The organism is Pedobacter sp. GR22-6, from assembly GCF_037402555.1.
Lineage (GTDB): Bacteria > Bacteroidota > Bacteroidia > Sphingobacteriales > Sphingobacteriaceae > Pedobacter.
Genome location: NZ_JBBEUC010000007.1, coordinates 139463 through 151721, shown reverse-complemented (window position 1 = coordinate 151721; position 12259 = coordinate 139463). Strand labels below are relative to the sequence as shown.

Genomic DNA, 12259 nt, shown 5'->3' with positions numbered 1-12259 from the left:
GCATGGCGTAAGAAAGCTCCCTGGCAGGAGGATTTCCAAGTAGAACAGGATCTGGTTATCGAGCGGGCTTTAATGGCAATATATAGTGATGAATATTTTTTTAAAAAAGAGATTTGCATTCAGAGGTGGAACTGCATTACACAAATTATATCTGGCACCAGCCGCAAGGTACTCTGAAGACATCGATTTAGTGCAAATTACGGCGGAGGCATTCGGGCCAATTATGGACAAGCTTCGTGAAGTATTATCTTTTTTGGGAGACAAACCAATACGTAAACAGAAACAACATAATAATACATTAGTATACCGCTTTGATTCAGAAGGAGGAATTCCGCTAAGATTAAAAGTGGAGGTTAATTGCCGTGAGCACCATACCATTTACGGAATCAAGGAAGTAAAACACGATATGCAATCCGACTGGTTTACTGGTGACGTTCTTATACCCACCTATGAATTAGCGGAGTTATTAGGGACGAAAATGCGTGCTTTATACCAAAGACGAAAAAGAAGAGATTTGTTTGATATGTGGTTTGCAATTACACAGGCTGATGTAGATTCAACTAGAATTATCGAAGCTTGGAAATTTTACATGAAACAAGAAGATAACAGTGTGTCGCAAAAAGAATTCTTAGAAAACATGGAAAAGAAGATTTCAGATCAAGATTTTTTAGGTGACATGCAAGGGTTATTACGACCTGATCTTTCATATAAAATTACTGAAGCTTATGAATTTGTAAAAACAGAGTTGTTGGAAAAAATATAATATGGGTAAAGAAGATATGAAATATAAGTTGCCTGAAGGTTGGGTTTGGACAAAACTCAGCGAGATTACTTTGCCTATTCGAAAAACTAATAGAAATCAAGAAAACTCGGATGATGAATTTCAATACATTGACATAGAAAGTATTGATAATTCGTCACAGTCAATCAAAAATTTCAAATTATTAACTTGGGGCGTAGCGCCCTCACGGGCTCAACAAATAGTCGAAACTAATGATATCCTCTTTTCCACAGTACGACCATATTTAAAAAATATTGCACTTGTGACTGCTGGTTACAATCTACAAATTGCTTCATCAGGATTCTGTGTACTAAGAGTTAAAGGTGTAAACTTTAAGTATGTCTATTACTACGTTTTAAGTGCGGAGTTTATTAGTCGAATCAATAAATTGGCAAAAGGAACAAGCTATCCAGCTGTAACCAATCAAATAGTTCTTGATCAAAATATTCCTATACCTTCTCTAGTTGAGCAAGATAAAATAGTTTCACTGCTGGACGAATTATTAAGTGAACTTGAAAATGGAAAAGAACAACTATCGACGTCATTAAAACAATTAAAAGTTTATCGACAGTCGATTCTCAGAAACGCATTTGAAGGTGTACTTACAAAAGAATGGAGAAGTTCAAAACAGAATATTTCCACAACTGAAACTTTTCCAAAGTTATCTCATGAAACACTTTTTCAATTAAAGCGACTACCTGAACCTTGGGTTTGGACTCAACTGAGAGAAATATCAAACAACATAGAATACGGATATACTGAAAAATCAACAAAAGAGCCTATTGGTCCCAAATTTTTGAGAATTACAGATATACAAGACAATAATGTCGATTGGGGATCTGTCCCATACTGTAAAGTATCAGATGACAAAAAAGGGAAATATCTACTTCGATCAGGGGATTTGGTTTTTGCGAGAACTGGTGCTACAGTTGGGAAAAGTTATTTAATAAAAACGAATCCACCGGAAGCAGTTTATGCTTCATATTTAATACGTGTTAGATTAATGGAAACGTTCATTCCAGAATATATCTATTATTTTTTTCAGTCTGAATTTTATTGGAGACAAATAACAGACGGTCAAGTGGGAATTGGGCAGCCTAATGTTAACGGTACTAAATTGTCAGAACTGTATGTGCCAATTACTTCTATAGCGGAACAAGAAGAGATTGTAAAAATACTTGGAAGTGTTCTGTCTAAATGCGACAATTTAGAAAATACAATTAAAGATAATACAAAGCTTATTGAAAATTTCAAACACATAACATTAAATAAAGCCTTTGAAGGTAAATTGACAGAACAAAACCTTAGTAACGAATCTGCGACGGCTTTACTGGAAAGAACAAGAATAGAGAGAGAAATCTACATAAATGGCGAACAAAAGAAAAAAAATACTACACCTGCTAAAATAAAAATGATGGCTGAAGAATTAAAAGATATTATTGACATATTAATAGCTACTAAAAAGCCTGTGGCGGCGAAAGAATTATGGCAATCATCAAATCTTAGGGACAATATTGATGACTTTTATGCGCAATTAAAAAAACATATTGAAGCTGGAGAAATCGTTGAAATGCCACGCAACGGCAAAGAGTCATTTCTAAAAATATCTGAAAAAAAATGAGAATAGATAAGGTATATATTAAAAAATTCAAAAATTTGATTGAATTTGATATTGATATTGATGAAAATCAATGGGAGAACATTTTTCTTGGTCAAAACGCAACTGGAAAATCAAATTTCTTTGAAGCATTAGTATTAATATTCAAAAACCTTGATCTAAAGAAGGAACCACCATTTGACTTTAAGATTATTTATACGTGTAAAGCTAAAAAAATAATTGTGGAAGCTATATCTCAAAAATATGAATTTGAAGTTTGGGAAAGCAAAGATGGAATAGATTGGATTGATAAAAGAATATTATCAAGAGCTGAATTCGAAAGAAGAAAGGAAGAACTATTGCCCAACCATGTATTCATATATTATTCTGGGACAAGTGATAGATTACAAAATGTATATATTGAGCACCAAAGAAATTACTATTTGGATATTATAAGAGATGAATCAAAAAATAAAAGAATAGATACTCTGAGACGAATATTTCTTGTTCAAAATATACATTCAAAATTTGCTATTTTATCTTTTTTTATATTCTCTGACCAAAAAGAAAAGGTTCTTAAATTCTTAAAGGAGGAACTCGGTATCTTAGATTTACACTCATTATTATTAGTTTTAAAAAAGCCTATATGGAGTAAGTCTAGTTCAGACAAAGAAATGTTCTGGAACTCTAGTGGATTAGTCAGATCATTTTTGGAACAGCTTTGGTCTTTTTCCTTAGCTCCGATTTACAATAAAGAAACTACCCAGGTTGGGTATAAAAAGAGTGAAGTTCAAGATAGACTCTATTTATTTGTAGAAGACAAAAAGAAGCTTGCTGATCTTGCCACAGAATATTATAAAACAGGAATACAGTTTTTCAATGCTTTAGAAAGTACTCATATATCCGACTTAATAGAAGATATTAAGGTTAAGGTCGAAAAGAAAACTTCTTCGGATAAGATACCTTTTAGTGAGATGAGTGAAGGTGAGCAGCAATTGCTAACTGTATTAGGAATGTTGAGATTTTTAAAAGACAGGGAGTCCCTTATTCTTCTTGATGAACCAGACACCCACTTAAATCCTATTTGGAAATGGAAGTACCTTGAATATTTTAGAGATTATGTAGGCCGAGATGAAACAACCCAAATTCTTATCAACACGCATGATCCATTAGTAATTGGCGGCTTAGTAAAGGAACAGATCCGGGTATTTAGAAGCGACGAAAAAGGAAAAGTAACTGCTTTGCAACCTGATATTGATCCTATTGGACTAGGCGTTGCCGGTATCCTTACAAGCGAATTATTTGGACTAGCAACAACCTTAGATAAACCCACTCAAGAACTACTTGATGAAAGAAATAACCTTATTTACAAAGAGTCTATAGGTGAATTATCAGAAGATGATAGATCACGTCTAACAGAGCTATTTTTAGAAATCAACTCGCTAGGGTTCACATACACCTTCAAGGATCCCCTATACTCAAAATTTCTCGCAAATGTGGCTAATCTAGATGAGTTTAAAAATAGGAAGTTAGATAAAGAGGATATTAAAAAACAAAATAAATCTGCGCTTGGAATCTTAGAAAAATTATTTAAAAAAGAAAAAGATGATTTACGTAAATAATAAAACGGTTCCTCCAAGTGCCAAATGGTTAAAAAAAGCAAAATCAATTACTGATGCGATGATTGCAGCAGCGGACGATAAAGAGCGTTATGAGATAATTGATAAAAATCATAGGGTTTGGAAACTTCTAAAACAGACATTAAAATCGATTTCCTACGGTAAATGCTGGTATTCAGAAGCCAGGGAGCTTTATTCGCATTATCATGTAGATCACTTCAGACCTAAAAAAAAATCTATTGGAATTGACAACTCGGATATGGGAGGGTATTGGTGGTTGGCCTTTGATTGGGAAAATTACAGGTTAATGGGAAGTGTTGGCAATAGTAAAAAAGGTGATTATTTTCCCGTTAAAAGACACAAAGCCGCTCTATATTCTGATCCCGTCCAAGATGAAATATATTATTTGCTAGACCCTTGTAAACTAGAGGATGTCAAATTGATAAATTTCGAGGAAACAGGAAAAGCAATACCTACAGCTAATGAAAAAATTGCCAACTGGTCATACATAAGGGCTAAAGAAACAATTGAATGGTATGATCTGAATTATGAAGACTTGAAAGAAGAAAGAAAAAGGATATGGCGAACAACAGTAGATCAAATTCTGGAGACTCAATATTTGATTGACGAATTTGAATTAAATCAATCCGCTAAAACGGAGGAGAAAATCATGTCCAAATTTGAATCATTCAGAAAAATGATAGCACCATGTACAGAACTTTCAGCAACATATAGAAGTTGCCTTAGAAGTTCAGGATTTGATTGGTCACAGCGCATAATTGAAGAAAGCATTGATTCATCGGTATACTGCAAAGATTATACTAATTAATGTATTCTGTCCACTTATATCAACACAAATATATGTCTACAAACAACATAGCACAAAAAATATGGTCATACTGTGATACTCTCCGAGATGATGGCCTTGGTTATAACGACTACCTTGAACAACTGACTTATATTCTTTTTTTAAAGATGGCAGACGAAAATCAAGATAAATACAACTTACCTCCAATATGCAATTGGAAAAGTCTTATTGCGACGAAAGGAGGGGATTTGTTAGATCAATATGAGAAAATACTTAAGTCTTTAGCCAGTACAGGTGGAATGTTGGAGAAAATATTTGCAGGAGCTCAAAATAAGATTCATGATTCTACTAAGTTAAAGAAATTATTGCAACTAATCAACGAGGACAATTGGTCATCTACTGATTCAGATGTAAAAGGTGAAATTTATGAAACATTATTACAAAAAAACGCAGAAAATAGCGGAGCAGGGCAATATTTCACCCCACGTCCAGTAATACAGGCAATGGTTCATTGCTTAACACCAAAACCAAAGGAAACAATTGCAGATCCTTCTTGTGGTACTGGTGGTTTTTTTTTAGGAGCCTTAAACTTTCTTGACAGCAATTATACCCTATCATCGGAAGAAAAACGCTTTTTGAAATTTGACACATTTCACGGGTGGGAAATTGAAAAAGCTACTGCAAGATTATGTTTAATGAATTTATATTTACATGGTGTAGGTGATTTAAAAAAAACACCAGATATACAAGTCTCAGATAGTCTTAATCCTGCTAAAATTGGAAAAGAAATTCCGAAGGTAAAAATTGTCTTAGCGAATCCTCCATTCGGAAAAAGTAGTAGTGATGTTCCTACTACTGATGAACAACTTGCAGAAAAAGACGGATATTTTTTGCGAAAAGATTTTTGGATTACTACAAGCAATAAGCAATTAGCATTTCTACAACATATTATTTCGATGTTAGCGGATGATGGGCGCGCTGCCGTAGTTCTTCCCGATAATGTTCTATTTGAAGGCGGCGCCGGAGAGATAATACGCAGAAATATTTTAGAAAATGTCAATCTTCATACTATTCTCCGACTGCCAACGGGAATCTTTTATGCGCAAGGGGTAAAATCAAATGTTTTGTTTTTTGAAAAAAACGAGAATAAGAAAGGTACTAAAGATATATGGTTTTATGATTACAGGACAAATATTCATCACACTCCTAAGAACAACCCTATTGCTTTCAGAGATTTAAAGGATTTTATCAATTGTTACATGCCTGGTAAAGAAAAAGACAGAGTTCAATCTTGGAGTAAAAATACACCATCAGGTAGATGGCGAAAATACTCTAAGGATGAAATTACTAGTCGAGACAAAGCTAGCTTAGACCTATTTTGGCTAAAGGATGATAATTTTATCGATTTCGAAAATATTCCAGAACCAGATGTCCTGCTTGGCGATATTATCGAAAACATTGAAAGTGCGTTAGCGAACTTCAAAACAATAAGGGATTCTGTAACCTAGCATTATAATGGATGACGAACAAAAAATAAGAATATTTGAATCGGAGATACTAGTGGAGATTTCAACAATAGTTTGGGCTATTCTTCACTTTTGGTGGGAGTGTAACGTGAACTGTGTCAGTTTCAAAATTAACGCCTCTCAGAATCCTCTATTCTCCTGAAGAATTCTGTCACCAAATTTAATATAAAGCTGTGAAAATGCCAGTCCCCAGTTATGGATTGGCATTGTCCATTTTTTACTGATATTTTTAATGACCAAATACATGAGTTTCATCAGCGCCTGTTTGGATGAGAAAGCCCCTTTTGTCTTGGTTATTTTACGGATCTGGCGATGCACGCCCTCAATTGGATTGGTGGTGTAAATGACCTTTCGGATCACCTGGTCGTACTCAAAGAATGCAGAGAGGTTTACCCAGTTGTCCAGCCATGACTTACAACTCAGGGGATATTTCTTACCCCACTTCTCTTCAAACTCCAGCAGTCTTTCATATCCCTGCTGTTCGTTATTTGCCTGATAGATTGGTTTCATATCAGCCATTACGACCTTCTTGTCTTTCTCAGGGACATAGCGCATGGATGCACGGATCTGGTGAACAATGCAAAGCTGTTCCCTTGTCTTGGGGAAAATCGCCTCCACCGCTTCAGGGAAACCTTTCAATCCATCAATGCAGGCAATCAGGATGTCTTCTACACCACGCGCTTTCAAATCGGTATGCACTGACAGCCAGAATTTGGCGCCTTCGTTTTCGGAAGTATAAAGACCTAACACATCTTTCTTGCCCTCAATGTCCACACCCGGTATATTGTAGATGGCACGGGTTTCCACCGCTCCGTTTATCCGAACCTTGAAGAACATACAATCCAGGAATACAAAGGGGTAAACGGCCTCCAGCGGACGATTGCGCCATTCCTGTACTGCTGGAAGCACACTGTCAGTAATCCTTGATATCTCTGCAGCAGAGATATCCATAGCGTACATTTCCTGCACATAATCCCGCATGGCACGCGTACTCATGCCCATGGCATACATCGAGAGAATGTTACCTTCCAGTTCCTCAGTAATGATCAGCTGACGCTTGGGGACAACCTTAGGGTCAAAGGTGCCCAGACGGTCCCGGCCGGTTTCAAGCTCAAATTCTCCCGAGCTTAAGCTCCGTACTGTCTTCTTGCTTTTGCCGTTCTTGCGGTTAGCCTGACCAGCCAGTTTACTCTCGGAAATATGGTGCTCCAGCTCACCGGTCATCATAGATTCCAGAAAGTGTTTCATCATCGGGGCTAGTACTCCGTCCGTGCCAGTCATTTTCTTGCCGGCATATGAGCCAGCGATAGCTTCCTTCTTAAAGCTTTCAAAATCAAAGTCTTCTTGTGTTGCCATACTTATGTCGATAGTTTAAAGTTACACTATTGACACAGTTTGTGAAACACCCTCCTTTTGGTGGTAATTATGATAATTGAATAATTGTGGTCGTTAGAAACTAATGAACCTTACGAATCTAATATTCTCTTCTGCTGATGTATTTAGGGTTATTTTGGTAGATAATCAGTCTGATCAGATAAATATATACGTTCAGAGTCGGCAGAAAATATGTTTATGTCCGAACTGCTGCGACTAGTGCAGTGGGAGGGATAGTAAGTTGAAAACTTGCTTAAATGAAATATAAAATGAATCGTTACCTGGCTACCGGAGCTGCCAGTATGCGGATGCTCGCTACGGCCTTAGTGACCAGAGCAGATGAACCTGAACGCCGGCCAATTCGTTCCCCAGCAATCAGGTCAGCACTTGCAGGTAAATATCACACCGTATATCTGATATGTGAAGATGTAACCAGCTAGGGGAGGCCTGTTGGTGCATTGCCTACTGCAGTAATTGGTGTCAATATTTCAAAAAGCAGACTCCGACGGTAAAAACTCCACCGGTATAAAAGAACAAATGGTAACCTGATCTGATCTTGTCGGCGTTCTTAAGGACAAACTTTACCAGGTTCAATTTAGGTTTGCCATACCTGCTATGGAAGCTCACTTGGGCACCGACCATCAAATTAATGATGCCGTAAATAAAATTGAACAAGCAAAATCCCGCTACTGACATCAACAAAATTTTAAGCCAGCTGTCTGTGAAAGCCTGATTGTAAATCGGGCGCACATAGTCAAACCAGATTTTGATCGGGTAGATGCTGGCTAAGAAGAGAAGTGGGTAGCCGATTAATATCCATTTATTCCCCATTCTTCTGTTCAGGATAAAATAGCAGTAAGTAAAGATAATGAGGTACAGCAGGTAGCCAATGATTTTGAGTGTCATATTAGCTAACCGGGGAGCCCATGAAATGTTTTCCATGCTTTGATTAAATTCCTGTTCGGATTTATGTTCCCCAATCCTATATTCGCAGTATGAGTCTGCCACTTCGAATTCACTTTGAGCAAAAGGATTACAGCTATACCATCCTGACCAAGCCCATTACCAGGGACATGCTAGCCATTCGGATAGAACTGGATGGGGAGGAATACGAATTCACTAAGGCCCCTGACAAATATTGGCGCTCGGATCCGACCATATCCGGGCGGGCCGAACTACTGGCTGCTATCGCAAGGAACCTATCGCTGCGTTTCCGAATCTATTAAGGATTAGCCCATTGCTGCTGGTTTGAATTTTTGCGCCCTCATCGACAGTATTTGATGTCAAGGAGAACCTAGAACAGCCCAAAAGGAGAGCAGCAACCGGCCCGTTTGAAAATTTCCCGTACGCTCAATCCCAACGGCAAATGGTCCTAACTTATAGAGCTACAATGAGGCCGGAACAGTGTATCAGGAGGAGATTAAAGATGAGATGAAATCAAAGAGCTAAGGAATGAGGAATCAAAGTTTTTATACTGAAAACCAGCGACAAGATATTTTACTCAAGAAGGTTCCGCATAATTGTCAACTAATTTTGTCGGACTCAAATGAGCCCCTCATCTCCGAAGGAATAGTAACCGCGTTTGGTCAGGATCAAATGATCGATCACAGGGAGTTCAAGTATTTTTCCGGCTTCGACAAGCTTTCTGGTAATTTGAAAATCCTGTTGACTTGGCATCAGGTTTCCGGAAGGGTGATTGTGCGCTAAGATGATACCAGCTGCATTGGCTTTCAAAGCAACCGAGAAGATAATTTTCGGATCGCAGACAGTACCCGCCTGTCCGCCGATGGAAACATCATAGATCCCTAATACATGGTTCGCTCTATTCAATAGCATCACCTTCATTTGTTCCCGCATTTCTATAATGCCCTGATCCCAGTTATTGGATAGGATTTCATAAGCATATTTGGAGCCGTTAATTTTCGGCCGCTCAGTGGCCCGGAATTTCGGAAGGTAACTTACTTTGATCTCAGAGAGCTGGAATAGATTGGTTTGCGCATGCATAATTTTAAGGGTTTAGGGTTTACACGATTTAATTATGAAGCTTTATTGATGGTCTGTTCTACACAGGAAAAGTGGAGATTTAAAAATGTGGAGGCTCCTGACAGGATACCCATTTTTGTGAAATACTACTTTGGCGTAGCTTACCTGAAAGAAAAGACCGTTGAGATTAGTGAGGAATTAAAGCAAGGAAGCCCTTAAAAATTCAATTTTTGAGTTATATTCATGTCATTATTATCATTCTCAAATGACGGAAGCAATATTTGGCCTGGTTGGTGTTTTAATTGGTGCTGGCTTGACTTGGTACCAGAGCTATTGGATGAGCAAAAAAGAGAGCGAGCGAGCTGCGAGATATTTGGCTATCCGCATTGTATGCATACTCGATCAGTTCATGGAACTTTGTGCAGAGGTAGTCAGGGAGGACGGTCTGCATTTCGGTCAGCCAGATCCAGAAGGTTTTAGGGTGCCAAAAGTACAGGCGCCAGATGCACCAAGATATCCTGATGATGTCGACTGGAAAAGTATTGACCATGAGCTGATGTACAAGATTCTGGCTTTCCCATCTGAAGTAAATGGATCGGCACGGCTTATTAGCGACCTTTGGGATATATCACAAGGAGTAAACTATTTACATTGGTACTCGGAACGCGCATTTTGGTTTAGTAGTTATGGATTGCAAGCTTTCAAACTCTCAAAAGAATTAGCTGCCAGGTATGGAATTCAACAGAAAAGCTATCCCGGTTGGGATCCCGAGAAAGAATTTAGCGAGAAAAATGCAAGGTTTTCAGTTGAAAGAACTCAGAGATTGGTTTCGTACCACAGCGCTTTGAGAGGATTTTATAATCGTTGACAAATAAATTTAGATTTTGCCCCAAACCTTTTTGAAAGTAATGAATCTACCCCAGTAACAATATAGGTTTTATATTGTGACAATATCGGGGAAATTGGAATCGCAACATACAGGAATATCAAACAGTAAATTCAGGTAGTGAGCTATTTATTGTGAGTCCAAAAGGAACCGGTTTTTTTGGAGAAGTCCATATTTCGCAATATAATATGGGAAAGGTCAAGGTGGGGCAGAAAGCTTTGATAAAATTGAAAAGTTACCCATTTGAACAATATGGAATGTTGAAAGGCACCGTAACCTATCTTTCTTTAGATAAAATTGGTTGAGCGTCTATCCGTATTAGAAACAGGAATATTTATGCTCAAAAATAATCGCCAGCACTGGAAAAACATTTGACAAAGGTCAAAAAATCAGTAAGACTGTAGGTCGATCTTCATTTTACGTTTGAGATGGTCTCAATGGCGGTCAAATGCGCCTTCATTTTCTCTTTGATCTTTGTTTTTCTGACCGCGCGGTTTAGCTATTCAACTGCCTGATCAGCTCTGGGGATTTGAGATCATTGTCCCAACCTGGTAAGCGACCAACACTGATCCCGTATTTCTTTGCCATGCCGATTGGATCATGAACCTCTAATTCGACTGCTTTCACCTGCATGTTATATTCAGGATTGTTATAGATACAATTTTACTTGTGTTAATAATTTGATAATGTAAAACATACATGCTGTGGGGAATATGATCATATTTTTGGTGTTAAAAATCATCCAAAAATTAAAGCTCAAATGTTCCTCAAAAAAAGTTTCCTGTTATGTACACTGTCAGTGTTAACACTGATTCTCTCCTGTAAAAAGTCAAATCAACCCGATCAATTGCCTGAAGTAAGTACAGAGGGTAAAAATACTTTTGGCTGTGTGATTGACGGAAAGGTGTTTGTGCCAAAGGTACGTTTCAATATTGCGCTCAGTTTATCGGCGTATTATGCTGGTGTTCCGATACCTGAATTGAGTATAACCGCTCCCAGAAATGAAAGTGAGCGTAGCTGGATTACCTTATATTTCCAGTCGCAGGGAATACTGCTATCCGAAGGTGTTACATATAGATTGGGGAGTCCAGGAACGACTGGGGTTGTTTATGCCAAGTATGTTCATACCGCTGACCTGGAGCGTATGTCTTACGACAGCTCTTCTGAATTGAATGGCCAATTGCATATCCTGAAATTAACATCTAAAATAATTTCGGGCACGTTTACGTACGACGCGATCTCTCCAGAGGGAAAAAAAGTTGAAGTCAGAAATGGCCGTTTCGATCTTTCATTAAATTGATTTTCACAAATTATCGATAAATTATGTATCTCAATTACGCTTTCAGTGGTAAATCCATGTTATTTATGTGGGCCTTACTTTGCTTTGCCTTGCAATCTTTTGGACAGGAAATGGGCGGATCAGTAAGAAATGGACAATGCCAATCCATAACAGGGGACAGGCATGCTCGCAATTATATATTAAATTTGGTGACAGAATTCTTCAGGAGAGTAGAGGCTTCTGAGGCGTTAATTTATTAACTGACACAGTTCACGTTACACTCCCAATATAAAGTCCCTGATGCAATACAACAGGGGCTTTCCCAAAACACCATTAATTATTTTGTGCTATTTTTCTTTTCTGTAACCTCAGTACGATTTCCTGCGCCAGGTTTTTTAAATCGCTC

General features: G+C 37.8%; 15 protein-coding genes. 11 read left to right on the top strand and 4 right to left on the bottom strand.

The window, feature by feature from the left end; translation table 11 throughout:
• The first annotated feature begins 88 nt into the window (after positions 1-88).
• The 5 genes from WAE59_RS24630 to WAE59_RS24610 are packed head-to-tail and all read left to right on the top strand — an operon-like array spanning position 89 to position 6313.
• Positions 89-763, top strand: a complete 675-nt coding sequence (locus WAE59_RS24630; RefSeq protein WP_337858671.1) for a nucleotidyl transferase AbiEii/AbiGii toxin family protein — start codon at positions 89-91, stop codon at positions 761-763.
• A 1-nt stretch (position 764) separates the two neighbouring features.
• Positions 765-2402: a restriction endonuclease subunit S gene (locus WAE59_RS24625; RefSeq protein WP_337858670.1), complete on the top strand. Its 1638-nt coding sequence runs from the start codon at positions 765-767 to the stop codon at positions 2400-2402.
• Complete coding sequence (locus WAE59_RS24620; RefSeq protein ID WP_337858669.1) at positions 2399-4000, top strand: AAA family ATPase; 1602 nt, start codon at positions 2399-2401, stop codon at positions 3998-4000. The genes WAE59_RS24625 and WAE59_RS24620 overlap by 4 nt, the downstream gene beginning before the upstream one ends.
• Positions 3984-4826 carry a hypothetical protein gene (locus WAE59_RS24615; protein ID WP_337858668.1) on the top strand — a complete coding sequence of 281 codons (843 nt, stop codon included), beginning with the start codon at positions 3984-3986 and terminating at the stop codon, positions 4824-4826. The genes WAE59_RS24620 and WAE59_RS24615 overlap by 17 nt, the downstream gene beginning before the upstream one ends.
• Positions 4827-4858: 32 nt before the next feature.
• Positions 4859-6313, top strand: a complete 1455-nt coding sequence (locus tag WAE59_RS24610) for a type I restriction-modification system subunit M (protein ID WP_337858667.1) — start codon at positions 4859-4861, stop codon at positions 6311-6313.
• Positions 6314-6451: 138 nt separating this feature from the next.
• Here WAE59_RS24610 and WAE59_RS24605 read toward each other — a convergent pair whose 3' ends face one another.
• Positions 6452-7687 carry an IS256 family transposase gene (locus WAE59_RS24605; RefSeq protein WP_337858666.1) on the bottom strand — a complete coding sequence of 412 codons (1236 nt, stop codon included), beginning with the start codon at positions 7685-7687 and terminating at the stop codon, positions 6452-6454.
• 275 nt (positions 7688-7962) lie between these two features.
• Between WAE59_RS24605 and WAE59_RS24600 the strand changes: the two genes are divergently transcribed.
• Positions 7963-8145, top strand: a complete 183-nt coding sequence (locus tag WAE59_RS24600) for a hypothetical protein (RefSeq protein WP_337858665.1) — start codon at positions 7963-7965, stop codon at positions 8143-8145.
• Between the two features lie 40 nt (positions 8146-8185).
• Here the strand turns inward: WAE59_RS24600 and WAE59_RS24595 are convergent, their stop codons facing one another.
• Positions 8186-8647 carry a hypothetical protein gene (locus WAE59_RS24595; RefSeq protein ID WP_337858664.1) on the bottom strand — a complete coding sequence of 154 codons (462 nt, stop codon included), beginning with the start codon at positions 8645-8647 and terminating at the stop codon, positions 8186-8188.
• Positions 8648-8700: 53 nt separating this feature from the next.
• On the opposite strand from WAE59_RS24595, the gene WAE59_RS24590 reads away from it, so the two are divergent.
• The gene (locus WAE59_RS24590; RefSeq protein WP_337858663.1) at positions 8701-8931 is read left to right on the top strand and encodes a hypothetical protein; all 231 of its coding nucleotides are present in this window, start codon (positions 8701-8703) and stop codon (positions 8929-8931) included.
• Positions 8932-9247: 316 nt separating this feature from the next.
• On the opposite strand, the gene WAE59_RS24585 is transcribed toward WAE59_RS24590, so the two are convergent.
• A complete protein-coding gene (locus tag WAE59_RS24585; RefSeq protein ID WP_337858662.1) occupies positions 9248-9709 on the bottom strand; it encodes a JAB domain-containing protein in 462 nt (153 codons plus the stop codon).
• On the opposite strand from WAE59_RS24585, the gene WAE59_RS24580 reads away from it, so the two are divergent.
• The 3 genes from WAE59_RS24580 (at position 9704) to WAE59_RS25905 (ending at position 10879) form a co-directional block, all read left to right on the top strand.
• On the top strand, positions 9704-9907 hold the full coding sequence (locus WAE59_RS24580) for a hypothetical protein (RefSeq protein WP_337858661.1): 204 nt from the start codon (positions 9704-9706) through the stop codon (positions 9905-9907). The two genes, WAE59_RS24585 and WAE59_RS24580, sit on opposite strands and share 6 nt — an antisense overlap.
• A gap of 46 nt (positions 9908-9953) precedes the next feature.
• Entirely contained in the window at positions 9954-10556 is a 603-nt protein-coding gene (locus tag WAE59_RS24575; protein ID WP_337858660.1) for a hypothetical protein, read from the top strand.
• 107 nt (positions 10557-10663) lie between these two features.
• Complete coding sequence (locus WAE59_RS25905) at positions 10664-10879, top strand: HlyD family efflux transporter periplasmic adaptor subunit (protein WP_443147274.1); 216 nt, start codon at positions 10664-10666, stop codon at positions 10877-10879.
• A gap of 190 nt (positions 10880-11069) precedes the next feature.
• On the opposite strand, the gene WAE59_RS24570 is transcribed toward WAE59_RS25905, so the two are convergent.
• Positions 11070-11201, bottom strand: coding sequence for a hypothetical protein (locus WAE59_RS24570; RefSeq protein ID WP_337858659.1), 132 nt, complete (start codon positions 11199-11201; stop codon positions 11070-11072).
• Between the two features lie 133 nt (positions 11202-11334).
• Here WAE59_RS24570 and WAE59_RS24565 point away from each other — a divergent pair, with 133 nt between their 5' ends.
• Positions 11335-11874: a hypothetical protein gene (locus WAE59_RS24565; RefSeq protein ID WP_337858658.1), complete on the top strand. Its 540-nt coding sequence runs from the start codon at positions 11335-11337 to the stop codon at positions 11872-11874.
• The last annotated feature ends 385 nt before the right edge of the window (positions 11875-12259 follow it).